Genomic DNA, 24,770 nt, shown 5'->3' on the forward strand with positions numbered 1-24,770 from the left:
CTATTGCTGGATGAGGCTCGTGGCCATGGACTCGACCGCCAATAGCGGCGCCACGTTGGTGGTGGTGATTCGGACACGGGCCTTGTTGATGGCGTCCATCCGGGCCAGGGTGGTTTCCGGCGTTGAATGGCCCGCGAATTCTTCCAGTTCGCTCTTGAGTTCAACGTTGACCAGTTCCACTGCGTTCCCCAATTGGATGATCAGGACGTCCCGGTAAAAGGACAGCAGATCCGTCAGCGTGCGGTCCAACGAGTCAGTGATGGAGCGCTTGGCGCGCCGTTTCTGGTCGTCCTCAAGTTGCTTGACCTGGCTACGCATGGACGGTGGGAGGGTGCCGGATTCGGGAGCGCCCAGGCTCGCCAGGAGTGCGATCTTCTCTGCGGCGTCGCGTTCGTCGTTGGAGCTGTTGGCCTCTTCGGTGGCGATCTTGACCAACTTTTCGGCCATCATCACGGCAGCGGTGACGCCTCGCAGGCCAAGCGGGATACGAACGGTATCCATCCGACGTTGCCGCGCATCGGCGTCGCGGGCCAAGCGCCTGGCAATCCCTATATGGCTTTGCGCGGCCCGCGCCGCACGGTCCGCGAGTTGGCGTTCGACGCCGTCGCGCCTCACCAAAAGGTCAGCGACGTCGGAGGCTGGCGGCAGTCGCAGGCTCACGGGACGGCATCGCGAACGGATGGTGACCAGGACGTCGGCGGGGGAGGGCGCACACAGCATCCAGATAGTCCTGGGGGTGGGTTCCTCGATGGCTTTCAGCAGAACGTTGGTGGTGCGCTCGGCCATGCGGTCAGCGTCCTCCACCACGATGATCCGCCACCGTCCCGTGGCTGGCCGGTCGCCTGCTTTGGACACGAGTTCGCGGGCTTCGTCGATGGTGATGGTGACCTTTTCGGTGCGCACGAACGTCACATCCGAGTGCGTCTCACCGAGGATCGTGTGGCATGCCGCGCATTCGCCGCAGCCACGCATGGTGACGTCGTCCTGCTCGCAGTTCAACGCGGCGGCGAAGGCCTTGGCAGCGTTCGAACGGCCGGATCCCGGCGGGCCGGTGAACAGCCATGCATGGGTAAGTCCGGTCTCACCTTGCGCAGCCTGCTTGAGTTGGGCAACGACCGGCGCTTGCCCTTGGAGGTCGTCCCAGACGCTCACGGGCGGTCGCCAGAAACGGTTTCGCTTTCCAACGACGCGGAATGAGCAGGCACGCCGTTGTCAACGAGCAGCGACTCCACCCGCTCCAGGATCCGGGCGGCCAACGTTTCAATGTCGGCCTTGGCGGGCAGGACCAGGTAGCTGGTCGGTGAAGCTGCTGCAAGGTCCAGGAAAGCGTGCCGGATGGCGGAATGGAACTCGTCGGGCTCAGACTCCAGCCTGTCCTCGGTGGCGTCCCCTGCGGTGCGGCGTTGGCGGCCATCGGAGGGGTCGACGTCGAGCAGTACCGTCAGGTCCGGATGCAGGCCTTCGGTGGCCCATTCGTTGAGTGACAAAACACCCTCGGCGCCGAGGCCGCGGCCAGCACCCTGATAGGCAACGGACGAATCAATGTAGCGGTCCGTAATGACAACGGTTCCGTCGGCCAGTGCGGGACGAATCACCTGGCTGGCATGGGCTGCGCGGGCGGCCGCGAACATGAGGGCTTCGGTGCGGGGATCGATGGTGCCGTGCCCGTGGTCCAGGACAAGCGAACGCAGTTTCTCTCCGATGGGGGTGCCGCCTGGCTCGCGGGTGCGCAGCACGGAAAGCCCCCGTGACTCGAGGGCGTCCGAGAGCCGGGCTGCCTGCGTGGACTTGCCCGCTCCGTCTCCGCCTTCAAAGGCGATGAAAAGGCCTGGGCTCTTAATACTCACTCGACTAGCCTACCGATCACCGGCATACGAGACGCCTTTTATCCACAGCATTGCCCACGACTACGCTGAAACCATGAGCCTTTCCGATCAGCACGCCGCCGATTTGTCTCCGGAAACCGTCGTAGTTGCAGCCGGCCGCCCTGACCGCGCCCATGACGAGCCGGTGAATCCTCCCATCGTCCTGTCCTCCACATACTTCGGAACAGGCTCATTAGGCGACGGAGACCGCGGTTACGGGCGCTACGCGAACCCCACTTGGGATCCCTTCGAGGACGCGCTGGCCAAACTGGAAGGCGCCACCCTCCCGGGCCTGCTCTATGCCTCCGGCCTGGCAGCGGTCAGCTCAGCGTTGTCCCTTGTTCCTGCCGGCGGTGTGGTGGTAATGCCCTCGCACAGTTACGCAGGTTCCCTGGTCATGGCCACTGAATTGGCGGAGAAGGGTTTCCTTGAACTTCGCACCGTGGACATCACGGATACGGACGCGGTGAAGGCGCTCATCAGCCCTGAAAACGGCAAGAACGCGGACCTGCTCTGGCTGGAAAGCCCCACCAACCCGATGCTCGGCATCGCCGACGTCCGCGCGCTCACTGAGGCTGCACACGCAGTTGGCGCAATCGTGGTCACGGACAATACCTTCTCCACGCCCTTGGTGCAGCAGCCCCTCAGCCTGGGTTCCGACGTCGTGCTTCACTCGGTGACCAAGTACCTGGCCGGGCATTCGGACGTTGTCCTTGGTGCGTTGGTGACGTCCAATCCGGAACTGCGCGCCACCCTGCTTCACCACCGGATCATCCACGGCGGTATCGCCGGACCCTTTGAGGCTTGGCTGGCCCTGCGCGGCCTTCGTACCTTGGCGCTGCGGATCGAGCGTTCCCAAGCCTCCGCATCAACCCTCGCCGAACGTCTCAGCAGCCACCCCCGCGTGGAAGCCATCCGGTTCCCCGGCCTCCCGACGGACCCGGGCCATCAACGTGCAAAGGAGCAGATGAAGGGTTTCGGTTCCATTCTCTGTATCCAAATCGCCGGCGACGAACAACGCAGCGGTGCCGAAGCCGCAGACGAATTGGTCCGCGCATTGCAGCTCTGGCTTCCGGCGACGTCCCTGGGTGGGGTCGAGTCGCTGATTGAACGCCGACGCCGGCACACGGCCGAGCCGCTCAGCGTTCCGGAGAATCTGGTCCGGTTGAGTGTCGGGATCGAGAACGTGGAGGACCTCTGGTCCGACCTTGAGCAAGCGCTGAAGTCGCTGGACGGTTAGGCTGGAGAGCGTGGACGGAAAATTCTTGATCGCGATTGTCACCAACGCGGTGTACTTCATCCTTGGCTTGGTTGCCCTTGCCTTGGAACTTTGGGCCTTCGCGGACTGCCTGCGCCATAAGCCGACGCTCTTCGTGGCGGCTTCCAAGCGCACCAAGACCTTCTGGCTTGCCCTCACCGGAGTGGCGCTTGCGATCGGCGCCCTGACCGTCCTCACCGGCGGCAGCGGCTTGGGGTTGTTCGGCATCGCGGCCGTCACCGCAGCCTGCGTCTACCTTGCCGATGTCCGTCCCGCCGTGCGTGAGGCCGGCAGTGGCGGCAACCGAAATGTCGGTCCGTACGGCCCCTGGTAAAGGCGTTACTGTAAATCGGCCTTAGCGGGGCGCTACGGCGTCCCATGCCACGGTAACTTCGCCGAGACGCCACCTTGCCGGACCATCCTGAAGCGGCCATCCGGCGTCGCGCAGTGAACGGCACATGCCCGTCCAGCGCTGCCGGTTTCCGAACGACGCCAAGGGTGCCGCTTCCAGCCATGCCTTATCCATGGCCTGCAGGAACGCGTGGATCGGTTCGCCCGGCACATTCCTGTGAATCAGGGCCTTGGGCAGCCGCTCTGCCACCTCCGACGGCAGCTCAAAACTGCCGAACCGCACGGAAAAACTGAGGCTCAACGGGCGCTCCGCATCCAAGGCGACCCATGTGACGCGCCGGCCGATTTCGTCGCAGGTGCCGTCTATGAACAGACCGCCGGGTGCCAGGCGCGACTGCACCAATCGCCAAATCCCGGCGACGTCCGCTTCCTCATATTGCCGCAGCACGTTGAATGCCCGCACCAACACCGGGTCACCGTGTACAGGGACTTCGAAGCCGCCTACATGGAAGCTCAGCCCGGGCCGCTCCAGTGACTTGGCAGTCCATACGCGCTCCGGTTCGATCTCGATTCCGCAGACCCGGACATCCGGCCGCACGGCTTGCAGCCGTTCGAAAAGCTCGACGGCGGTGGTCGGCGAGGCGCCATAGCCAAGGTCCACAACAAGGGGATCGACGGCGGCGCGCAGCCGCCACGCTTGGGGTCCCGCCAACCAGCGGTCCAAGCGGCGCATGCGATTGGGATTCGTGGTGCCCCGCGTGATGTTGCCAACCGGCTTTCCGCCCCGACTGCGGGGAGAGCCCACCCGTTCCGCTTTTTGCACCACGGCCCCCACTTTATCCCTGCCGGCTTTATCCCTGCCTGCCTCAGACCGCGGGGTCCGTTGCCGGACGTAACGCCGGGCAGGGCACGTAACTGCTCGGCTAGGATAAAAACCATGACTTACAAGCTGATTCTGCTGCGCCATGGCCACAGCGACTGGAACGCCAAGAACCTGTTCACCGGTTGGGTGGACGTAGACCTGAACGATCAAGGCCGCGAAGAAGCAGTCCGCGGTGGAGAGCTCCTGGTGGAGAACCAGATCCTGCCGGACGTCCTTTACACCTCGCTCCTGAAGCGTGCCATCAACACTGCCAACATGGCCCTGGACAAAGCCAACCGCGGCTGGATCCCGGTCAAGCGCGACTGGCGCCTGAACGAACGCCACTACGGCGCGTTGCAGGGCAAGGACAAGGCCCAGACCCTGGCCGAGTTCGGCGAAGAGCAGTTCATGGAATGGCGCCGCAGCTACGACACCCCGCCGCCGCCCCTGTCCGACGACAGCGAATTCTCCCAGGCACACGACGTCCGCTACAAGGATCTTGGCGACGCACTGCCGCGCACCGAGTGCCTCAAGGACGTCCTGGTACGCCTGCTCCCTTACTGGGAATCGGACATCAAGGAAGACCTCAAGGCCGGCAAGACCGTCCTGGTCACCGCCCACGGCAACTCCCTGCGTGCCCTCGTGAAGCACCTGGACGGCATCAGCGACGACGCCATCGCCGGGCTGAACATCCCCACGGGCATCCCGCTGGTCTATGAACTGGATGAGGACTTCCAGCCCATCAACCCGGGCGGCACCTACCTGGACCCCGACGCAGCAGCACAGGCCATCCTCGCAGTGGCTAACCAAGGCAAAAAATAATGCTTCGCGATTCTTCGCCGGATGCTCGGTCGTTCCTCCCTTAGACGCATTCCGGCCGAAGAACGCGCTGCGCCGCAGTTAAACGACGGCGGCCGGTCACCCAGGTGACCGGCCGCCGTCGTAGTTAATTCAGGGCTAGAAGCCTTCAGGCTGCCATTCGCCCGTCACCAAGTAGGTGACCTTGCGGGCGACCGAGACGCCGTGGTCGGCGAAGCGCTCGAAGTAGCGGCTTGCAAGTGCGACGTCCACGGTGGTGGAGGGGCTTTCATTCCACTCGGGGGAGGCGATGGCCTTGAAGACGCTGAGGTGGAGGTCGTCCACTGCGATGTTGATCTTGAGGATGTCGCGGGCTACCTCAAGATCGCGGGTCTCCAGAAGTTCAATCACCTTGGCGGTGATCTCGATGTCGTGCTGGGCCATGGCCTTGAAGGTCTGAGTCAGCGAAGCCGGGATCACGGTGGCCGGGTAGCGCAGGCGCGCCAGCTGGGCAACGTGGCGGGCCAGGTCACCCATGCGTTCCAGAGACGCGCTCATGCGCAGCGAACCCACAATCATGCGGAGGTCGCTGGCGACAGGACCCTGCAGGGCAAGGATGTCGATGGCGCGCTCGTCGAGGCTGTTCTGCAGGAAGTCGATCCGGGCATCTGCCGCGATGACGTCCTGGGCAAGGTCCACGTCGGCACCTTCGAAAGACGTAGTAGCCTTCGTGATTGCTTCGTGAACCAGCTTGGAGATCTCGATGAGGTCGTCACCTACCTGGGTGAGCTCCTCCTGAAAAACCTTGCGCACTAAGGCGTCCTTTCCTTGGAAATCCTGTTCCCATGATGGGGGTCGGATCTCAAAACCATTGACAGTCCAACCAGTAACTGTGTCAGGGGCCAGTGAACTGTTCGGCTCCTTTAGATGAACGTTAGTTGAACCGTCGGCGTTTGGCGCCGGATCACTGCTTGCCCGTGTTTCCACAGCATAAGCTGGACACGTGGATCCATTGCTCATAGGTGTCGTCGCAGGTCTCGTAGGCCTGTCGTTGGGCGTCTTTGGCATGCTCGCATTCAGGATCAGCGAGCGGCAACGCAGCATCGTGGACCTGGACGTCACTGAGCCCCTGCTTCCTGAGGGCGCGGCGGAAGTACTTGCCGTCGTCGGGCGCGCCTTTGTCGTGGTGGACGCCATCGACGGCGTTGTCCGTGCGAGTCCGGCAGCGTATGCGTATGGCCTGGTGCGTGGCCACACAGTGGTGCACAAGCAACTCCTGGACATGACCGCGAAGGTCCGCCGGGACGGCGTGATCCTGGAGGAACAGTACGAACTCCCGCGTGGCCCGCTGGGCAAGGGCACCATTGTGGTCCAGGTACGGGCAGCCATGCTTGGCTGGGAATACATCGTGCTTCTGGCCGACGACCGAACTGAGATCACCCGTACCGAGGAGATCCGCAACGACTTCGTGGCCAACGTGTCCCACGAACTCAAGACACCCGTCGGCGCCATCTCGCTGCTGGCCGAGGCCTTGGAAGCGTCGCCTGATGACGAGGAAGCCGTGCGCAGGTTCGCCAAGCGCATGCACAAGGAGTCCGGCCGGCTGGCGGCCTTGGTCCAGGACATCATCGAACTTTCCCGTCTCCAGGGTGCCAACGTTGCCCAGCAAGGTCACGCGGTGGATATCAATACGGTGATCACCGAGGCCGTGGACCGCTCGCAGCTGCCGGCTGAGAGCAAGAATATCCAGATCGTGGTGGGCGGGCACTCTGAATCGCTGGTTTTCGGCGACCGCGACCTCTTGGTGACGGCACTCCGCAACCTGATCGACAACGCCATTCGCTATTCACCGGAAAACACGCGTGTAGGTGTCGGCATCCGAACCCGGGAGGGCGTCGTCGCCATTTCTGTTACGGACCAAGGTGAGGGCCTGACCCCCGAGGACCAGGAGCGCGTGTTCGAGCGCTTCTACCGCGTCGACGCGGCACGATCCCGGCATACCGGTGGCACGGGCCTAGGGCTCAGCATCGTCAAGCACGTGGTGTCCAACCATGGCGGCGAGGTGACCGTGTGGTCCCAGCCCGGCCAAGGATCCACCTTCACCATCCGCTTGCCCGAGATGGAAGGACAGGACGACGACGCCGGCCTTCCGGCTTCCGCTGCGGCCGCCTCTTCCGAACTTCCGGCGGCTGCTGCCGCCGTCGAGCCTCATCACGCGATTCAACAACCCCATCACGTGAATCATCAAGGGGGCGCCAGCGGCGCCCAAGAGCAAGGAGCCAGCGCTTGAGCCGGATTTTGATAGTGGAGGACGAAGAGTCCTTCAGCGACCCCCTGTCCTATCTCTTGGGCAAAGAGGGTTTTGACGTCGAGGTAGTGGACAACGGCAGCGACGCCTTGGTGGAATTCGACCGGAACGGTGCCGACCTTGTCCTCCTGGACCTGCAGTTGCCGGGAACGCCGGGCACCGAAGTGTGCCGACAACTTCGCCAGCGTTCCAGTGTCCCCGTCATTATGCTGACGGCCAAGGACTCGGAAATCGACAAGGTTGTTGGCTTGGAGCTTGGCGCGGATGACTATGTCACCAAGCCCTATTCCTCCCGGGAGCTCGTGGCCCGCGTCCGGGCGGTGCTGCGCCGGCAGGGTGAGCCGGAGGAACTTATTACGTCCACCGTGCAGGCAGGACCGGTCCGCATGGACATCGAACGCCACGTGGTGAGCGTCAACGGTGAGCAGGTTTCGCTGCCGCTCAAGGAGTTCGAACTGCTGGAGATGCTGCTCCGCAACTCAGGCAGGGTACTGACACGCGGACAATTGATCGACCGTGTCTGGGGTTCGGACTATGTGGGGGACACCAAGACGCTGGACGTCCACGTGAAGCGGCTTCGCAGCAAGATTGAGCCGGACCCTTCAGTGCCGCGATACCTGGTCACAGTGCGCGGCTTGGGTTACAAGTTCGAGCCGTAAAGCTTTCCTTACCGGCGACGCGCATGTTCGTTGGCACCACGGAAAGCGGCTGACGATGCCCGGATTTGGGTGTCGTCAGCCCGGCAGCTACACACATAAGGAAGGGTCCCGCCGCGGCGGGACCCTTCCTTATGTGTGTAGCTTGTGGCTTGCTGCCTGCTAGTGGCCGGCGGCCGGAGCCTCCGAGGACGTAGCCGTGGAAGTCGACGTCGGCGTTGCCGTCGGGGTCGGCGTGGTGGGCAGGTACTTGGCATACTCGGGCAGCGTGCCGTCAAGCACCGGAACGTTGACGGTAGCTGAGTCGGAACCGCTACGGACGGTGATCGGGACCAGGCCACCGGGGATGACACCGGCGGTGCTGAGGATCGCTGCATCCGCTGTGTCGTTCAGGAATGTCTCCCCATTGGCCTTGACCGGGATTTCAGTCTGTGCGCCGTTGGCACCACTCATGGTGAGGGTCGCGTCGGTGGCGGAGGTGTTGAATACGGCGCCGATAACGCGGCCGGGCTCGTTCTCGCCCGAGGCAACAATCAGGATGTTGCGCAACTGCAGGGGACCGAGATCAGCTTTGATCCCGTCCGATGCCGAGTACTGGTGGGTAGTCTGCTGGGCGTTGACGAATCCACAGCCGGTGACGGACAGAAGACCGACGCCGATTGCAGCCGCCGCAATTGCCAGCTTGCCGCGCTGGACAGGGTTCATCGCAGTATTGCGCACGACACCTACTCCTCAAGAGTCATTGGAACACTTTTCAGCCATAGCCTATCGGCAAACCCCCGGATATATGGATTCGGGAAGGCTATGTGGCGCCACCAACGAAGGAGATCTTGCTCGCACATTGCTTGCTCCAAGCATCTTTCCCCGAATACGTCAAGACCTTGGAGGAAGTCGTTTAAGGCCTTATTCCCTTTATTGGCGCGGGAGAAGGCCCTGTCCGATGCCAGTCGTATGCCTTAATCGTGATAGACTAATCTGCGGGAAAGGGGAAAGTCCACATGGTTTTTGAGGTCGGCGAGACAGTAGTTTACCCTCACCACGGTGCAGCAAAAATTGAGGAAATCAAGATGCGCACCATCAAGGGCGAAGAGAAGATGTATCTCAAGCTCAAGGTGGCTCAGGGTGATCTGACCATTGAAGTTCCAGCAGAGAATGTTGACCTTGTTGGGGTCCGGGACGTAGTGGGCAAAGAAGGCTTGGAGCACGTATTTGACGTTCTCCGCGCCGAGTTCACTGAAGAGCCTACCAACTGGTCACGTCGTTACAAGGCGAACCTGGAGAAGCTTGCTTCAGGCGATGTCATCAAGGTGGCAGAGGTCGTTCGCGATCTTTGGCGTCGTGATCACGATCGCGGCCTTTCCGCAGGTGAGAAGCGGATGCTGGCCAAGGCGCGGCAGATTCTGATTTCAGAACTGGCCCTGGCTGAGAAGACAGACGAAGAGAAGGCTGCAAGCGTTCTCGACGAGGTCTTGGCTTCCTAAGAATTGAGCCCGGTGGTGCGAAAGCGCCGCCGGGTTTCTTTTTGCCCGAAAAGTGGCCGCAGCCGTGCGGAGTTACCCGGCATGTGGGTTTTCCATGCACATTCCGCATAATCTTGGGCGCATGAGTATTCCTTCCAAGCGCGCCGTCACGGCCGTGATCGTGGTTGCTGCCGGCTCTGGTGAACGCCTCGGTTACGGCATGCCCAAAGCCCAGGTTCCGCTGGGTGGTGAAACCATCCTGATGCATGCCCTCCGTGGGGTGGTTGCATCTGATGTTGCGCGCCAGATCTGCGTCGCCGTGCCCAAGGGGGACACGGCGCTGCGCGAATCAATCTCCGAGTTCACCATTGACCTGGTGGACGGAGGCCCCGAAATTTCGGTGGTCGACGGCGGTTCCTCCCGCGCGGATTCCGTCCGGGCTGCCATGGCTGCGTTGGAGGACGGAACCGAACTGGTCCTGGTCCACGACGCCGCACGTGCCCTTACCCCCGAGCGGGTTTTCCAGCGCGTCGCCGATGCCCTGGCCTCAGGCGCGAAGGCCGTCATTCCCACCATGCCTGTGGTGGACACCATCAAAACTGTTGCCGAGACGAATGGCTCAGACTCCTCCATCGCCCCGGAACTTGTCACGGGAACAGCCCCCCGCGAGCAGCTGCGCGCCGTTCAGACCCCGCAAGGTTTCGAACTGGCGGTCCTGCGGAGGGCTCACGAAGCTGCCGGTCTCTTCGACGACAAGCAATCCGCAGCTGTCACCGACGACGCCATGCTGGTGGAGCTCCTCGGGGTTCCGGTCCATGCTGTCCGCGGGGCCAGCCAGTCGCTGAAGATCACCACGCCCTTGGATCTCATCATTGCCGAGGGATTGCTGGAAGGGCCGCTGGGAATTCGTTGGGTGGAAGGCTGATGACTCCTGACCAGAACATGGTGCTTCCCCGCACGGGCGTTGGTATCGATGTCCACGCATTTGCGGCAGAAGATGACCCGCAACCGCTGTGGTTGGGCGGGCTTTTCTGGGAAGGCGAACGGGGGCTTTCAGGGCATTCCGACGGCGATTGCGTCGCTCATGCCGCTGCCGACGCACTCTTTTCCGCGTGCGGCATTGGTGACCTGGGCACCCACTTCGGCACTGACCGCCCCGAGTTCGCAGGTGCCTCGGGGGTCAAGCTCCTTGGTGAAGCGGCACGCATTGTGCGCGCGGCCGGATTCGAGATCGGCAACGTGGCAGTGCAGTTCGTGGCCAACCGTCCCAAGTTCGGTCCGCGCCGGGAAGAATCCCAGAGGGTCTTGAGCGATGCTGCCGGCGCGCCGATCAGTGTCACGGCAACCACCAGCGACGGCCTCGGTTTCACCGGTCGCGGCGAAGGTATCTCCGCTGTTGCCACGGCCCTGGTGTACCCGGTCTCCGGACACGAGACGACGGCAACCGAGTCCGGTCCCGCAAAAGGTGCGCCACATGGTTAAGCCACGTGCCGGCGTCGTGCGTTCCGCTATGGTGTCGGCAGGCTTGGCTGCATCGCTCCTGCTGGGCGGCTGCAGCGGGACCCAAACGATGGACGTGACAGCCAGCTGCGAGTTCCTGAACAAGGACACCTTCAAGCCCGACGGCAATCAGCAGCAGCAGTCTAAACAGATCGCTGAGCACTACCACGAGATCGCGGGCAAGCTCGCTCCGGAGATCGGCAATCCCATCAAAGAGATGGCTGCGATCATGGACGAAGCGGCGTCGTCATCCCTCGGCGCGGCCACCCAGGACCAGCAAGAGAAGCTCAAGGTGCAGTTCAACAAGATCGGCGAATACTGCAAGTAGGCAGGTCACGCCGCGTCATCGGCTAATCTGGAGCGGTGACCCTGCGCTTCTATGACACCGCCTCCGCCGAAGTCCGCGACTTCGTTCCCCTCGAAGACGGCAAGGCCAGCGTGTACTACTGCGGGGCCACCGTCCAAGGAATGCCGCACGTGGGCCACGTCAGGTCGGCCATCGCCTTCGACCAACTGACCCGCTGGCTCGAATTCCGTGGCCTCCGGGTTACGGTGGTGCGCAACGTCACGGACATCGACGACAAGATCCTGGCCAAATCCGCTCAGTCGTTCGGTCCGGACTGGGACGCTGAACCGTCGGCGCGCCAAGCCGAAGAGTGGTGGGCCCTGGCGTACCGCTACGAGCAGGAGTTCGAGAACGCCTACGAATCCCTCGGCGTCCAACGGCCCACTTATGAACCCCGTGCCACCGGCCACATCCCGGAAATGCACGCACTCATCCAGCGCCTCATCGACCGCGGCCATGCCTACCCCGCACTGGACGATTCCGGCGACGTCTACTTCGACGTCCGTTCCTGGAGCAAGTACGGCTCGCTGACGCGGCAGAATATCGATGACATGCAGGGAGCGCCCGACGCCGACCCACGCGGCAAGCGCGACCCTCGCGACTTCGCGCTGTGGAAGGGCTTCAAAGACGGCGAACCCGTCACCGCAAAGTGGGAGTCCCCGTGGGGTGCTGGCCGTCCCGGATGGCACCTCGAGTGCTCAGCCATGGTCACCAAGTATTTGGGTCCGCGGTTTGATATCCACGGTGGAGGACTGGATCTTCGCTTCCCGCACCACGAGAACGAGATGGCCCAGTCCCAGGCTGCCGGTGACGAGTTTGCCAACTTCTGGATGCACAACGGCATGGTCACGTACGAGGGCGAAAAGATGTCCAAGTCCATTGGCAACACCGTGAGCCCGGCGGAGATGCTGGAGCTCGCCTCACCGCGAGTGGTTCGCTACTACCTCGGTCAGGCACACTACCGCTCCATCCTGGACTACCGGCCTACCTCGCTGCAGGAGGCTGCAGCCGCCGTCGAGCGCATTGACGGTTTCATTCACAAGGCATCCGCCAAGGTGGGTACGGCCGCCTCGGACGTTTCCCCGCAGGCCAACATGCCCGCTGCGTTCATCGCGGCCATGGATGACGACCTCAACGTGCCCCAGGCCCTCGGCGTGCTGCACGAAACCGTGCGGGCAGGAAACACGGCGTTGGCTGGCGGCGACCTGGAGAGTGCGAAGACTGCTCTCTACAGCGTGCTGTCCATGACCGAAGTTCTAGGCCTGGATTCGGTGAAACGCCCGGAGGCTGTACAAGGGCGCGAGCACGCCGCTCTGGAAGTGCTGATCGAAGCCCAACTCGAAGCCCGTGCCGCTGCCAGGGCCAACAAGGACTGGGCAGCATCCGATGCTATCCGCGACACACTCGCCGCGGCCGGCGTCGTCGTCGAAGATGGTGCGGATGGCGCCAGCTGGAGCCTCAAACGCGACTGACGAACCGGCGCGGCGGCCGAATTGCATCGGGTCAGTAGACTTGATTCCAGACTTACTCACAAAATCAAGGATGGAATCTCATGGCCAATAATGGTCGCCGGTCGGTCAAGCAGAAGAAGGGCCCCACCACCGGAACCGGTGGCCACGGCCGCAAGGCCCTGGAGGGCAAGGGTCCCACGCCCAAGGCGGAGGAACGCACCTACCACAAGGCATACAAGAACAAGCAGCTGGCTGAGCGCTCGGCTGCCAAGCGCGGAACGGGCACCCGTCCCGGTGGCGCAGGCGCCCGCTCCGGTCCCAAGGGCCGTGCCACTGAAGAACTGGTGACGGGCCGTAACTCGGTGGTCGAAGCGCTCCGCGCCGGTATCCCAGCCAAAGCCCTGCACGTCGCCATCCGCATTGAGATGGACGACCGCGTCAAGGAATCCCTCAAACTCGCGGCTGAGCGCGGCATCCCTCTTCTCGAAACCGGCAAGGCTGAGCTGGACCGCATGACAGAGGACGCCGTCCACCAGGGCCTCGTTCTGCAGATCCCGCCGTACGAATACGAGGACGCTTACGACCTCGCCGAGGAAACCCTCGCCAAGTGGAAGAAGGGGCACATCTCCAACGCCCCCATCTTCGTTGCACTGGACGGCATCACCGACCCCCGCAACCTCGGCGCGATCATCCGCTCCGTTTCGGCCTTCAGCGGCCACGGCGTTATCGTGCCCGAGCGTCGTTCCGTCGGCGTCACAGCGTCCGCATGGAAGACCAGTGCCGGTGCCGCCGTGCGCGTTCCGGTTGCCCGTGCTGCGAATCTCAACAACGCGCTCAAGCAGTTCAAGAACATGGGCATCTACGTCCTTGGCTTGGACGGCGACGGCGACGTCTCGCTGCCCGACCTCACCGTTGCCACCGAACCCGTCTGCATTGTGGTCGGTTCCGAAGGCAAGGGCCTCAGCAGGCTGGTCCGCGAGAACTGCGACCAGATCGTCTCGATCCCGATCGACTCCGCCATGGAGTCCCTCAACGCATCCATGGCCGTTGGAATCTCGCTGTACGAAGTGTCGAGGCAGCGCGCTAGCTAGCCCTCTGCAAAGGCGCCGCAAGCGCCATCCTCCGCGCTAAGGCGCCGCAAGCGCCATCCTCCGCGTGCTGCTCCTTCGTCGCTTTGACGCACGCTTCCGGATGGCCCTCGCGGCGCCTTTCGCGTGTTTGAGTTGCACGCTCTCTCACGTCCCGCGGGCTTCCGCCTAACGCTCGATCATGTCCCGCGGGCTTGCGCCTAACGCTCGCTCATGTCCCGCGGTCTTGCGCCTAACGCTCGCTCATGTCCCGCGGGCTTGCGCCTAACGCTCGATCATGTCCCGCGGGCTTGCGCCTAACGCTCGCTCATGTCCCGCGGGCTTGCGCCTAACGCTCGCTCATGTCCCGCGGGCTTGCGCCTAACGCTCGATCATGTCCCGCGGGCTTGCGCCTAACGCTCGCTCATGTCCCGCGGGCTTGCGCCTAACGCTCGCTCATGTCCCGCGGGCTTGCGCCTAACGCTCGCTCATGTCCCGCGGTCTTGCGCCTAACGCTCGCTCATGTCCCGCGGGCTTGCGCCTAACGCTCGCTCATGTCCCGCGGGCTTGCGCCTAACGCTCGATCATGTCCCGCGGGCTTGCGCCTAACGCTCGCTCATGTCCCGCGGGCTTGCGCCTAACGCTCGCTCATGTCCCGCGGGCTTGCGCCTAACGCTCGCTCATGTCCCGCGGGCTTGCGCCTAACGCTCGCTCATGTCCCGCGGGCTTGCGCCTAACGCTCGCTCATGTCCCGCGGGCTTGCGCCTAACGCTCGCTCATGTCCCGCGGGCTTGCGCCTAACGCTCGCTCATGTCCCGCGGGCTTGCGCCTAACGCTCGCTCATGTCCCGCGGGCTTGCGCCTAACGCTCGCTCATGTCCCGCGGGCTTGCGCCTAACGCTCGCTCATGTCCCGCGGGCTTGCGCCTAACGCTCGCTCATGTCCCGCGGGCTTGCGCCTAACGCTCGCTCATGTCCCGCGGGCTTGCGCCTAACGCTCGCTCATGTCCCGCGGGCTTGCGCCTAACGCTCGATCATGTCCCGCGGGCTTGCGCCTAACGCTCGATCATGTCCCGCGGGCTTGCGCCTAACGCTCGCTCATGTCCCGCGGGCTTGCGGCCGATGCTCTGTCGGATACCTTCAACGCCGGCACGGCGGCCCCGGATTGGTTGGCCTTCTCCGCTTAGTTGTACTCGTGGAAGCCGTCTACTTTTGCTTCACGGCAAAGAAGGCGCTGACCTTTCCTCACGAAACGCCGCACCGTATTTTCTTCTGGGCGTGTTCATCCGAAGCGCATTTTCCCCTCACGCTGTCCCAGAAAACCCTACGACCGCACCGTGGAAGGGTTAGGGATGTGGGCGAGCGTTGGTGGGAAGGGTTGGGGATGTGAGTGAGCGTTGGTGGGAAGGGTTGGGGATGTGATCGAGCGTTGGTGGGAAGGGTTGGGGATGTGAGTGAGCGTTGGTGGGAAGGGTTAGAAGTCGCGGCGGTTGGCCAGCACTGGGAGTTTGGTGCGGGCATCTTCCACGACGGCGGGGTCGAGGTCGTAGAAAATGACGCCCGGTTCGCCCTCCAGGGCTTCCAATACCTGGCCGAACGGGGACACGACGGCGGAGTACCCCACTCCGGTGGGCGCGGTCCCTTTGACCTCAACGCCCTGAGTGGCGGGATCGCCCTGGCCGCAGGCGAGCACGAACGTGGTGGTGTCCACTGCGCGGGCGCGGGCCAGAAGTTGCCACTGCTCGGCCTTACCCGGTCCGGATCCCCACGAGGCGGAAACGATATTCACAATGGCTCCGCGCTGTGCGTTGGCCGTAAAGAGTGCAGGGAAACGGATGTCGTAACAGGTGGCCAACCCAAAGGTGAGGCCACCGGCGTCGAACGTTACCGGATCCGTACCGGCCTCAACGGTGTCCGATTCCGCGAAGCCGAACGCGTCGAAAAGATGTATTTTGTCGTAGCTCGTTTCCACGCCGGGTCCGGTGGCGAGGAGCGTGTTCCGCACGCGCGGGGATCCCGAATCGGAGGGAGTCCCAGGCGTGAACATGCCAGCCACGATCACCAACTGAAGTTCGTCAGCGAGGGACCGCACCCGGCTCGCCCACGGCCCAGCTAATGGTTCGGCAATGTCCAGCAGCGAGTTTCCGAACGCGCGCATCATTGCTTCCGGGAAGACCACCAGCTCGGCACCGCCGTCCTTGGCCCGGCGGGCGTACTCCTCAAGGAGCCGCAGGTTCTCGGCCAGATCCCGGCCGGTGATGACTTGGGCGAGTGCCACGCGCACGATAAAACCTCCAGTTGTTTCCGTCCCAGTATGCCAAGCGGACTGATCCGGGGCAGCAGAGCGCGACACAATCGATGCGAACCAGCTCAATCGCGGAGAGTGCGAAGGCAGCATTCCAGCACGTGAGCGGCGGATGAAATCCCGCCAGTTTCGGGCAAGTAATGAAATCACGACGCTGAACGTCGTCACATGGCAGGCCCGCGCGGTACATACTTGGCGTGGAACTAAACTTGCAAGCAATGGTTATGCCAATTTTTGACACAGAAGCTGCCCTGGACGCGTCGCAGCCCAGGCCCCTCGGACTGAGCACGCCCCAGCCCGGGGTTTTCGACGCCGAAACCACGCAGAACCATTCGGTGAACGTGGCCGTTTTCGCTCCCGACCTGGAACGGGTGGAAGTGGTGTTCCAAGCTCCAGGCGAACCTTGGCGCGCGCATATTCTGTCCAATGTGCAGGACGGCGTGCACTTCGGCCTTGTGGACGGCATGCCGCCGGGCACCCGCTACGGCTTCCGCGCTGCCCCCAGCGAGGGCGGCCTCCCTCTGTCCATCCCGGCTTTGGACCTGGACGACGACGGCGACCAGCCGCTGCTGCTCGATCCCTACGGCCGCGCCGTGGACCAGCGGGGCGAGTTCCTGACAAGCGTTCACGTGGAGACAGGCTTTGACTGGGGCGATGATCAGGCGCCGCGAACGCCCATGCGCACTTCGGTGATTTATGAGGCACACGTCCGTGGCCAAACGATGCTCCACCCCGACATCCCGGAGCACCTTCGCGGAACGTACGCGGGCATGGCGCACCCGGTGATGATCCAGCACCTGACTGAACTCGGCATCACTGCTGTCCAGCTGCTTCCCATTCATTTCCACTTGGATGAGTCGCACCTCCAGGACCTGGGCATGACCAACTACTGGGGCTACAACACCGCAGCCTTCTTCGCCCCACACTCGGACTACGCAACGGAAGCGGCGCGGACTGCGGGCCCCCACGCGGTGCAGGATGAGCTCAAGGGCATGATCAAACTGCTCCATGCGGCGGGGATCGAGGTCATCCTGGACGTGGTGTACAACCACACCGCCGAGGCCGGGCCTGACGGACCGCCGCTGAGTTTCCGCGGACTGGCGGAGAAGCGTTATTACCGGCACGATGCCCATGGACGCTACCTGGACACCACCGGATGCGGTAACACCCTGGATTTCAGTGATCCCGTGGTGGTGGATCTCGCACTGGATTCCCTGCGGTACTGGGTAAATGACTTCCATGTGGACGGTTTCCGTTTCGACCTCGCAGTGACACTGTGCCGGGATGCCAGCAACACTTTCGATCCCCAGCACCCGTTCTTGCAAGCAATTGCCGAGGACCCGGTGCTCTCTGAGGTCAAGCTGATCGCCGAACCTTGGGATGTGGGCTACGGTGGCTGGCAGACCGGCCGTTTCCCGCAGGGATGGTCTGACTGGAATGACCACTTCCGCGACGGAGTCCGAAGCTTCTGGCTGTCCGACCGGGCCGCTATGGAGGCCGGTGGACATGGTGGCTCGGTGGCGTCTTTGGCTGAGCTCATGGCGGGTTCTGCCAATCTCTTCGCATCATCCGGCCGCACCCGCCTTGCCAGCGTCAACTTCATCACCGCCCATGACGGCTTCACGCTGAAGGACCTGGTCAGCTACGACCGCAAGCACAACGAGGCCAACGGCGAGCAGAACCGCGACGGACACGGCGACAACCGAAGCTACAACCATGGTTTCGAGGGCCGCAGCGAGAACGAGGCCATCGTGGCTGCCCGGTCACTGTCCATCCGCAACCTTATGGCGACGCTGCTGCTGTCCTTTGGCGTTCCAATGATCACAGCCGGTGACGAGATCGGCCGTACACAGCAGGGCAACAACAACGCCTACTGCCAGGACAATCCCACGGCATGGCTGGACTGGAGCCGGACGCAGGAAGCCAACGCCATGTTCAGGACTACTCGTGAACTGGTCCGGCTCCGACGCTGGTTCCTGCGTCACCAACCTGAAAGCTTCCCAGGGCAGGCCAACGACTCGAGCCTTCAGTGGTTTGACGACAAGGGCAAGAAGATGACTCCGGCGCGCTGGAATGATCCCACCGTCCGCTCGGTCCAGCTGCTAATGGGCCACGAGGACAGTGAAATCCGGGGCTTGATTGTGGTGAACGGAAGCAACCAGGACGTAAAAATGGTCTTGCCCGAGATTCTGAGCGAGTCGGGCATCGGGAAGCGCATGTTTGAGCTGCGCTTTACCACCTCGGTTTTGCACGACCGACGGAAAGGCGCGTTGGTGGCCTCCGGCGAGCGGGATATCCTGCAAGCCAACACCATCAACATCTACCGCACGTAGCTAGCCGAGCATCGAGGGAAGCCCACCGGATGAACCGCAACCGCAACAAACTGGTGGCCTTCGCGGGACTGGTGATCGCCGTCGTCGTGCTGGTGGTTGCGATGGTGGGCGGAGGCTCGCTGACGGCGCCCACAACAGCGCCGCCCTCCGGCGTACCAACCGCAGGGCAAAGCACGACGCCGGCATCCGGCACCGCGACGTCGGCCGCCTCCGCTGTGGCAAACCCTTCAACGCTGCCCACGATCAATGCTTCGCAGCTACCCAAGGAAGCGCGCCAAACCCTTGCCCTGATTGCGAAGGGCGGCCCGTACCCGTACGACCGCGACGGTGTGAACTTCGGAAACTTCGAGGGTTTGCTGCCCAAGAAATCCGGCGGTTTCTATAAGGAGTACACCGTTCCCACGCCGGGGGAGTCGGACCGGGGCGCCCGCCGAATTATCGTGGGTAAGGACTCGGCCAAGTACTACACCCCGGACCATTACGAGTCCTTTACGTTCATCGTCGAAGGCAAATAGAGGAGCCCATGAAAATCTATTCGGCTGACACCTGGACCCTCGAAGAACTCCAGGAGCAGATCTCCGACGCCGGCCGGCGAACGCTTCTGGTCCCACCGGCCAGCACCAAGCAAGCGGTCCTTGAGGTCTTCGGCCAGGTCCTCGATTTCCCTGAGTACTACGGCGTGAACCTGGACGCCCTCAACGACTCCTTGCACGACTACGCTGATGCCCTCTCAGAGGACGAAGGCAGCCCGGTCACCATGATCTGGCAAGTCCCCGCGGCCTACCGCACGGACCGTTCCTTCGGCGTGGTCTGCGAGATCCTCCAAGACGCAGAGCGCTACGCGGGCCGCGACCTCGCAGTTATCGCAGTCTTCGAGTATTAGTGGGCCCAGCGGGCCCTAACTGCGCCGGCGTCCTACCCGTGTGGGCAGGCGTCCGAAGAGGCAACTTCATCGGCTGGTCTTACGGGCAGCTGAGATGTCATCAGCGTTGGTTCCCACATGAGCTATGACTACCGCCGAAATCCGCTTAAGTGGTGCATGCAACTCAATCGTGATGCGAAATGTTGAATATTTCTATAATTTTTCTGATTATTTCAAACGCTTGAAATTAAAAGTTTCCAGTGCAAGGCTGACCCAGTGAACTAATGCATATTATCAACGAAGTGTGCTTCGTTTCATGCGGGCCTGCACTGGAGTAGTTCAGTTGTCCTTTTATCCATTTTGACTTGCCAGAAGCTTTGGGGGACCAGTGAAGTTATCTGTTTCGAATGCACTCAAATTGCGCATTTCGTCCATCGCCGGAAGTGCCGTGCTCATACTGGGTCTTGGTATTGCAGTGCCAGCCCCTGCGGATGCTTACGCCTTCACGGGTTGCAAGTGGGCAAGTTCCAGCATGACCTACAAAAATGATGCTGTATCCGGATACACAGATCCGCTGATCGATGCCGGCTACTCGTGGGCATCCGCCAGCGACATCGACGGAATGCACCCAACGGGCGGAGCCATGAGGGCTTACGTGATCAATAACGGAGCCAATGGCTACGACGGCTATTCAAAGTGGAACTGCCCCTTCGGCAATCTATGGTCCTCCGAGGTCACACTCAACACTTACTATGCGCAGGGCTACACCTACTGGCAAAAAAGAGTTGTCTGGGTACACGAACTCGGTCACGGCATGGGCTTAGACCACTCTTCATGGGGCACCGTCATGTACACGTGTCCCCGGTGCACTTACGACTCATTCGGAACCTACTGGCCAACCAACGACGATCAAGCTGGCGCTAACGCGCTCTATTAGGGAGTAGTCATGCAATCAAAGCCAGCATTAGGCCTTATCTTGGCGGGACTGATTCTTGCCTCCAGCCTAGCCAGTTGCTCAGCAAGGCCATCGCCTGCATCGACGTCCACGTTATCAACGCTGGAGGCGGAACAACGTGCTGGAGGCGTGCACGCCTCTAGGTCGAAAGAGTACAGAGACATGGCGGATCTGGCTGCTGACAGCACAGTGGTCGTGGTCGGAAGAGTGCTCAAACAAGAAACGGTAGTCGAAGACATCCCGTACACCCTGTCCACGTTAGAAGTACAAGAGCCGTTACATCCAACACCTCTGGCTACCGCTGTAAACCAACCTGCTTTAAGCAAAAGCTCCATACCAACGACAGTGGTGATTAGACAACTGGGAACTTCGGACATGTCCGAGACGCCATCGCCGATTCTGAATGCGGACGGAACGGGATACTTGGTGTTTATCCGTCCAACCGAACTGCCAGGAGAGGCGGCAGCGCAGTTCTATGTAACAGGAGGGGATGCCGGAATCTTCACGAAGGGTGCAGATGGAGTGTTCATGCATAAAGTTGGACCGGTGAACGATAACATCCCAGCCCAGATCACAAAAGAGGAAATCTCGGCTTTGAAGTAGGTATGACCACAACGGGCCGATCGCAGGAGGGAGTTGGGTAATGGAGATTTTCTCTTCCGCCACCAAAAGTCCCTTAACAAGGATGTCGTTAGGTATCATTTCGATACAAATTAACGATGTGGCTACAAACTCTGAGACCGGATTCCGCAGAGCAACTACTGTGAGGAGAATCAAGAAATGATGTTCTCTTCCAGCCGTCCTTTTCGAGTTCAAGGCTTCCTTCGGGCACCAGTTGCCGCGTTGAGCGTGCTGATCATTGCCGCGGCATTGTCAGGATGCAATTCCTCCTCCCAAGGGCGGCCCCCGTGTCTCCCCCCTGATTTTTCCGTTACGCCCTCGCCCGCAAGAATCGGCGAAGAGGTCACCGTGCGGGCACAAGATGCGCGATGCGATCCCCGCTACGGAAAGAACGCCCGAATCCTGATAACAATTAAAGATTCATCCGGACGCAAAGTGCTTGACGCTTTGGCGCCAATGAATGACGCTGGTGGATTTACTTATACTTTTAGGGTTCCACCCGAGACTGCGCCAGGGGAAGCCGCCGTCGTGGCTTTCCCATTCGACATCGACTGGTGCGACGACACAGGCAAGAACAGGCGTGCAGGACAGGTAGTCTCCGCTAGTCAGCATGCAAGTTGTACGCCTCCGACGCAGACGATCACGATCGCTATATAAGCCCCTTAGGTTCCCTCTGGGGTCTTGTCCTTGTTGTGGCCGGACCTCTGAACGCGAAAAACCTCCGCAGCGCGCCACGGACGAGGCCTTCTTCGTTGGACAACAACTGTCACCGGCCTGTTTCTGTGTGATGGCCGTGTCCGGCTGTCTCCAACGGTCACGATCAACGGGGCTGATTCCTGCTGGAGCGCTTTCACGCTGACCCAGCAGACTGCTCGGAGTGGGACTTTTCAAAGTGCGATAAATCGAAAAGTGGTCCCAGAACAGATCTTCTAGCACCGCTTTCTCGGCTTCATGCCACGCCGGTTGTTAGCATCTCGGCCGGGATCAAGGCGGCGAATCGCCACGATTGAAGCCGACGGCAATCAGGAAGTACGTGGAGCCCTGCTCCGACGTAGCTGGCCCGCTTATCCGTTGTTGAACAACAACGGAACAGCGGGCCAGGAACGTCCCGGAGGACAAAGGTCTAGGCGTTCGCGATCAACCCCAACTCAGCCTTGGAAGCCAGCGCGGAGTGCTTCGGGAACACGCGGACGGTGTACCCGAAGGACCCTGAGCGGTTGATCACCAAGGAGCCGCTGAACAGGTGGCGTCCGCCGCCGAGGTCTTCCAGGGAGTCCAGTTCGGCCACCACGATGTCCTCGAGCTCGTCGGTGTCTTCCGCGCGGCCGAAGGCCACTTCCACGGAGACGTCGTCCGGGGTGAGGTTGTTGAGGGCCACGTAGGCGTTGACTTGGAGTGAGTCGCCTACCTGGGGTTCCTCGGAGACGCCAACGGAGTCAACGTGTTCCACCACTACCTCGGGCCAGGCGTTCCGAACCTTGGTGGTCCAGGCCGCGAGTTCCTTGGCTTCCTTGAATGACTCGGCAACAGCCCTGCGCCCGGATACAGCGGCCGGGCAGTAGAGGTTGTTGACGTAGTCGTGGAGCATGCGTTCGGCCGAGACTGCAGGGCCAAGGTTAGCCAGGGTGTGCTTGATCATGGACACCCAGTGCGTGGGCACGGTTTCACGGCTGGATTCGGACGGTCCTGCTGCTCCGGCGCCTTGGGCAACGGTGGTGCCGTAGAAGCGCGGTGCTACCTGGGTTTCCAGCAGCTCGTAGAGTGCTGATGCCTCGATGTCGTCGCGCTCCTCGGAGGACGCGTTGTTGTTGGCGGTGGGGATTGCCCAGCCGTTCTCGCCGTCGTACATTTCGTCCCACCAGCCGTCCAGGACGGAGAGGTTGAGCGAACCGTTGATGGCGGCCTTCATGCCGGAGGTGCCGCAGGCTTCCAGCGGTCGGAGGGGGTTGTTGAGCCATACGTCGCAGCCGGGGAACAGTGTCCTCGCCATGGCGATGTCGTAGTTGGGCAGGAACACGATCCTGTGCCGGACCTGGGGGTCGTCCGTGAACTTGACCAGGTCCTGGATCATCTTCTTGCCGGCGTCGTCTGCGGGGTGGGACTTGCCCGCGATGACCAGCTGGATGGGGTGCTTGGGGTCAAGCAGCAAGGCCTTCAAACGGGCAGGGTCCCGCAGCATGAGCGTGAGCCGCTTGTAGGTGGGCACACGCCGTGCGAATCCGATGGTGAGGACATCGGGGTCCAGTACGGAGTCGGTCCAGCCGAGTTCGGCATCGGCAGCGCCACGCTTCTTCCATGAGGCCCGGAGCCGGCGTCGAACGTCTTCTATGAGTTGTGCGCGGAGCTCCCGGCGGAGGGCCCAGACGTCTTCGTCGCTGACGTTGTACGCGAGGTCCCAGCGTCCCAGGGCTTCGGCTTCCGCGCCGAACTGGTTCCGGGCCAAGGTGGAGATGCGGGGGTCCACCCACGTGGGCACGTGGACGCCGTTGGTAACGGAGGTGATGGGGATTTCGGAGTGGTCGAATCCCGGCCAGAGACCGGCGAACATTTCGCGGGAGACCACACCGTGCAGCTTGGCCACACCGTTGGCACGCTGCGCCAGGCGCAGGCCCATGACTGCCATGTTGAACACGGACGGGTTGCCGCCGTCGAAGTTTTCACGGCCGAGGTCCAGGATGCGGTCCGTGGGCACAGCGGGCGCGAGGCCGGCTTCGAAGAAGTGCTTGATCTGCACGGTCTCGAAGCGGTCGATGCCGGCGGGTACGGGCGTGTGCGTTGTGAAGACAGTGGACGCGCGGCCGGCGGCGAGGGCCTCGTCCCAGCTGAGGGGCGAGTTGGCGTCGGACATGGCTTCCTGGATGCGTTCGATCCCCAGGAACCCTGCGTGGCCTTCGTTGGTGTGGAACACTTCCGGAGCGGGCGTGCCGGTGAGCTCCTGGTACACGCGCAGGGCCTTAACGCCGCCCATGCCCAGGAGGAGTTCCTGCTGGAGACGGTGGTCGCCGCCGCCGCCGTACAGGCGGTCGGTGATGCCGCGGGCGGCTTCGTCGTTGGAGGGGACGTTGGAGTCCAGCAGCAGCAGCGGAACGCGTCCGACGTCGGCACGCCACACGTGCGCGTGGAGCTCGCGGCCGTTGGGCAGCGGGAGGGAAATGTGGACTGGCTTGCCTTGGGCGCCGTCCTTGGCCGGGTGGCGCAGCAGCGTCAGCGGCAGGCCGTCAGGGTCCAGTACAGGGTAAGTTTCCTGCTGCCAGGCGTCGCGGGACAGCGACTGCTTGAAGTATCCGGCCTGGTACAGAAGCCCCACGCCGATCAGCGGCACACCGAGGTCGGAGGCGGCTTTGAGGTGGTCGCCGGCGAGGATGCCGAGGCCCCCGGAATATTGTGGGAGTACTTCGGTGATGCCGAATTCGGGCGAGAAGTACGCGATGCAGGCTGGAGCGTCTTCGCCGAGGCCTTGGTACCAGCGCGGTTCGCTGAGGTATCGGTCCAGGTCGGCTGCGGCGTGCTGCACGCGCTCCACAACCTCGCCGTCATTGGCCAGGTCCTGTAACTGCTCGCGGCTGATCGACCCCAGCAGGGCTATGGGGTCGTGCTGCGATGCCTCCCAGAGAGCCGGGTTAAGGCTCGCAAAAAGTTCCCGTGTGGGCCGGTGCCAGGACCAACGCAAGTTGGTTGCCAGACGGGCCAGGGGCCTGATGGGCTCGGGGAGGACGGTACGGACTGTAAACCTTCGAATAGCCTTCACGAGCGCCACACTAACGGACTCACATG

The 24,770-nt window shown here is 62.4% G+C and carries 23 protein-coding genes; 16 read left to right on the plus strand and 7 right to left on the minus strand.

All coding sequences use genetic code 11. From position 1 onward, the window contains the following. Together KCX59_RS04835 and tmk are read right to left on the minus strand one after the other, a co-directional pair. Complete coding sequence (locus KCX59_RS04835) at positions 1-1,152, minus strand: DNA polymerase III subunit delta' (protein WP_017198063.1); 1,152 nt, start codon at positions 1,150-1,152, stop codon at positions 1-3. After that, the gene (tmk, locus tag KCX59_RS04840; protein ID WP_178993407.1) at positions 1,149-1,847 is read right to left on the minus strand and encodes a dTMP kinase; all 699 of its coding nucleotides are present in this window, start codon (positions 1,845-1,847) and stop codon (positions 1,149-1,151) included. The genes KCX59_RS04835 and tmk overlap by 4 nt, the downstream gene beginning before the upstream one ends. A 73-nt stretch (positions 1,848-1,920) precedes the next feature. Here tmk and KCX59_RS04845 point away from each other — a divergent pair, with 73 nt between their 5' ends. Together KCX59_RS04845 and KCX59_RS04850 are read left to right on the plus strand one after the other, a co-directional pair. After that, entirely contained in the window at positions 1,921-3,105 is a 1,185-nt protein-coding gene (locus KCX59_RS04845) for a trans-sulfuration enzyme family protein (RefSeq protein ID WP_179018487.1), read from the plus strand. Positions 3,106-3,115: 10 nt separating this feature from the next. After that, on the plus strand, positions 3,116-3,457 hold the full coding sequence (locus tag KCX59_RS04850) for a DUF2516 family protein (RefSeq protein WP_017198060.1): 342 nt from the start codon (positions 3,116-3,118) through the stop codon (positions 3,455-3,457). Between the two features lie 21 nt (positions 3,458-3,478). Here the strand turns inward: KCX59_RS04850 and KCX59_RS04855 are convergent, their stop codons facing one another. Then, the gene (locus KCX59_RS04855) at positions 3,479-4,300 is read right to left on the minus strand and encodes a class I SAM-dependent methyltransferase (protein ID WP_179018485.1); all 822 of its coding nucleotides are present in this window, start codon (positions 4,298-4,300) and stop codon (positions 3,479-3,481) included. A 111-nt stretch (positions 4,301-4,411) separates the two neighbouring features. Here KCX59_RS04855 and KCX59_RS04860 point away from each other — a divergent pair, with 111 nt between their 5' ends. Beyond that, on the plus strand, positions 4,412-5,158 hold the full coding sequence (locus KCX59_RS04860) for a phosphoglyceromutase (RefSeq protein ID WP_179018483.1): 747 nt from the start codon (positions 4,412-4,414) through the stop codon (positions 5,156-5,158). A 135-nt stretch (positions 5,159-5,293) separates the two neighbouring features. Here the strand turns inward: KCX59_RS04860 and phoU are convergent, their stop codons facing one another. Continuing rightward, complete coding sequence (gene phoU / locus KCX59_RS04865) at positions 5,294-5,947, minus strand: phosphate signaling complex protein PhoU (protein ID WP_017198057.1); 654 nt, start codon at positions 5,945-5,947, stop codon at positions 5,294-5,296. A 199-nt stretch (positions 5,948-6,146) separates the two neighbouring features. On the opposite strand from phoU, the gene KCX59_RS04870 reads away from it, so the two are divergent. Both KCX59_RS04870 and KCX59_RS04875 read left to right on the plus strand, forming a co-directional pair. After that, positions 6,147-7,424, plus strand: coding sequence for a sensor histidine kinase (locus KCX59_RS04870; protein WP_218649592.1), 1,278 nt, complete (start codon positions 6,147-6,149; stop codon positions 7,422-7,424). Continuing rightward, the gene (locus KCX59_RS04875; RefSeq protein ID WP_091465482.1) at positions 7,421-8,101 is read left to right on the plus strand and encodes a response regulator transcription factor; all 681 of its coding nucleotides are present in this window, start codon (positions 7,421-7,423) and stop codon (positions 8,099-8,101) included. The genes KCX59_RS04870 and KCX59_RS04875 overlap by 4 nt, the downstream gene beginning before the upstream one ends. Positions 8,102-8,260: 159 nt before the next feature. Here the strand turns inward: KCX59_RS04875 and KCX59_RS04880 are convergent, their stop codons facing one another. Continuing rightward, positions 8,261-8,803 (minus strand): hypothetical protein, encoded by a 543-nt coding sequence (locus KCX59_RS04880; RefSeq protein WP_178993436.1) that lies wholly within the window; start codon positions 8,801-8,803, stop codon positions 8,261-8,263. Between the two features lie 293 nt (positions 8,804-9,096). Between KCX59_RS04880 and KCX59_RS04885 the strand changes: the two genes are divergently transcribed. The 6 genes from KCX59_RS04885 to rlmB all read left to right on the plus strand — a co-directional run bounded on the left by KCX59_RS04885 (position 9,097) and on the right by rlmB (position 13,946). After that, positions 9,097-9,579 (plus strand): CarD family transcriptional regulator, encoded by a 483-nt coding sequence (locus KCX59_RS04885; RefSeq protein ID WP_011690592.1) that lies wholly within the window; start codon positions 9,097-9,099, stop codon positions 9,577-9,579. 121 nt (positions 9,580-9,700) lie between these two features. After that, entirely contained in the window at positions 9,701-10,483 is a 783-nt protein-coding gene (gene ispD, locus KCX59_RS04890) for a 2-C-methyl-D-erythritol 4-phosphate cytidylyltransferase (RefSeq protein ID WP_178993411.1), read from the plus strand. Next, positions 10,483-11,040, plus strand: coding sequence for a 2-C-methyl-D-erythritol 2,4-cyclodiphosphate synthase (ispF, locus tag KCX59_RS04895; RefSeq protein ID WP_179018481.1), 558 nt, complete (start codon positions 10,483-10,485; stop codon positions 11,038-11,040). The genes ispD and ispF overlap by 1 nt, the downstream gene beginning before the upstream one ends. Then, positions 11,033-11,386, plus strand: coding sequence for a hypothetical protein (locus KCX59_RS04900; RefSeq protein WP_178993413.1), 354 nt, complete (start codon positions 11,033-11,035; stop codon positions 11,384-11,386). The genes ispF and KCX59_RS04900 overlap by 8 nt, the downstream gene beginning before the upstream one ends. 35 nt (positions 11,387-11,421) lie before the next feature. Further along, a complete protein-coding gene (gene cysS, locus KCX59_RS04905; RefSeq protein ID WP_179018479.1) occupies positions 11,422-12,876 on the plus strand; it encodes a cysteine--tRNA ligase in 1,455 nt (484 codons plus the stop codon). A gap of 80 nt (positions 12,877-12,956) precedes the next feature. Then, positions 12,957-13,946, plus strand: coding sequence for a 23S rRNA (guanosine(2251)-2'-O)-methyltransferase RlmB (rlmB, locus tag KCX59_RS04910; RefSeq protein WP_017198049.1), 990 nt, complete (start codon positions 12,957-12,959; stop codon positions 13,944-13,946). A gap of 1,448 nt (positions 13,947-15,394) precedes the next feature. Here the strand turns inward: rlmB and KCX59_RS04915 are convergent. Next, positions 15,395-16,204, minus strand: coding sequence for a carbon-nitrogen hydrolase family protein (locus tag KCX59_RS04915; RefSeq protein ID WP_179017092.1), 810 nt, complete (start codon positions 16,202-16,204; stop codon positions 15,395-15,397). A gap of 239 nt (positions 16,205-16,443) precedes the next feature. On the opposite strand from KCX59_RS04915, the gene glgX reads away from it, so the two are divergent. The 5 genes from glgX to KCX59_RS04940 all read left to right on the plus strand — a co-directional run bounded on the left by glgX (position 16,444) and on the right by KCX59_RS04940 (position 20,978). Next, complete coding sequence (gene glgX / locus KCX59_RS04920) at positions 16,444-18,558, plus strand: glycogen debranching protein GlgX (RefSeq protein ID WP_091465495.1); 2,115 nt, start codon at positions 16,444-16,446, stop codon at positions 18,556-18,558. Positions 18,559-18,587: 29 nt separating this feature from the next. Continuing rightward, the gene (locus tag KCX59_RS04925; RefSeq protein WP_179017093.1) at positions 18,588-19,073 is read left to right on the plus strand and encodes a ribonuclease domain-containing protein; all 486 of its coding nucleotides are present in this window, start codon (positions 18,588-18,590) and stop codon (positions 19,071-19,073) included. An 8-nt stretch (positions 19,074-19,081) separates the two neighbouring features. After that, entirely contained in the window at positions 19,082-19,441 is a 360-nt protein-coding gene (locus KCX59_RS04930; protein ID WP_179017094.1) for a barstar family protein, read from the plus strand. Positions 19,442-19,952: 511 nt separating this feature from the next. Continuing rightward, positions 19,953-20,357 carry a matrixin family metalloprotease gene (locus tag KCX59_RS04935; RefSeq protein WP_179017095.1) on the plus strand — a complete coding sequence of 135 codons (405 nt, stop codon included), beginning with the start codon at positions 19,953-19,955 and terminating at the stop codon, positions 20,355-20,357. A gap of 180 nt (positions 20,358-20,537) precedes the next feature. Next, positions 20,538-20,978: a hypothetical protein gene (locus KCX59_RS04940; RefSeq protein WP_179017096.1), complete on the plus strand. Its 441-nt coding sequence runs from the start codon at positions 20,538-20,540 to the stop codon at positions 20,976-20,978. A 1,141-nt stretch (positions 20,979-22,119) separates the two neighbouring features. Here KCX59_RS04940 and glgP read toward each other — a convergent pair. Further along, a complete protein-coding gene (gene glgP / locus KCX59_RS04945) occupies positions 22,120-24,744 on the minus strand; it encodes an alpha-glucan family phosphorylase (RefSeq protein WP_178993422.1) in 2,625 nt (874 codons plus the stop codon). Positions 24,745-24,770 lie beyond the last annotated feature (26 nt).

The organism is Paenarthrobacter nitroguajacolicus, from assembly GCF_051027655.1.
Lineage (GTDB): Bacteria > Actinomycetota > Actinomycetes > Actinomycetales > Micrococcaceae > Arthrobacter > Arthrobacter nitroguajacolicus.

Excerpts from the sequence above, each read along its gene's own strand:
- KCX59_RS04860 (WP_179018483.1), top strand. The coding sequence starts at position 4,412 with ATGACTTACAAGCTGATTCTGCTGCGCCATGGCCACAGCGACTGGAAC.
- ispD (WP_178993411.1), top strand. The coding sequence starts at position 9,701 with ATGAGTATTCCTTCCAAGCGCGCCGTCACGGCCGTGATCGTGGTTGCT.
- KCX59_RS04845 (WP_179018487.1), top strand. The coding sequence starts at position 1,921 with ATGAGCCTTTCCGATCAGCACGCCGCCGATTTGTCTCCGGAAACCGTC.
- KCX59_RS04925 (WP_179017093.1), top strand. The coding sequence starts at position 18,588 with ATGAACCGCAACCGCAACAAACTGGTGGCCTTCGCGGGACTGGTGATC.
- KCX59_RS04900 (WP_178993413.1), top strand. The coding sequence starts at position 11,033 with ATGGTTAAGCCACGTGCCGGCGTCGTGCGTTCCGCTATGGTGTCGGCA.
- ispF (WP_179018481.1), top strand. The coding sequence starts at position 10,483 with ATGACTCCTGACCAGAACATGGTGCTTCCCCGCACGGGCGTTGGTATC.
- KCX59_RS04885 (WP_011690592.1), top strand. The coding sequence starts at position 9,097 with ATGGTTTTTGAGGTCGGCGAGACAGTAGTTTACCCTCACCACGGTGCA.
- KCX59_RS04880 (WP_178993436.1), bottom strand. The coding sequence starts at position 8,803 with ATGAACCCTGTCCAGCGCGGCAAGCTGGCAATTGCGGCGGCTGCAATC.
- KCX59_RS04930 (WP_179017094.1), top strand. The coding sequence starts at position 19,082 with ATGAAAATCTATTCGGCTGACACCTGGACCCTCGAAGAACTCCAGGAG.
- glgX (WP_091465495.1), top strand. The coding sequence starts at position 16,444 with ATGGTTATGCCAATTTTTGACACAGAAGCTGCCCTGGACGCGTCGCAG.
- KCX59_RS04935 (WP_179017095.1), top strand. The coding sequence starts at position 19,953 with ATGACCTACAAAAATGATGCTGTATCCGGATACACAGATCCGCTGATC.
- KCX59_RS04940 (WP_179017096.1), top strand. The coding sequence starts at position 20,538 with ATGGCGGATCTGGCTGCTGACAGCACAGTGGTCGTGGTCGGAAGAGTG.
- rlmB (WP_017198049.1), top strand. The coding sequence starts at position 12,957 with ATGGCCAATAATGGTCGCCGGTCGGTCAAGCAGAAGAAGGGCCCCACC.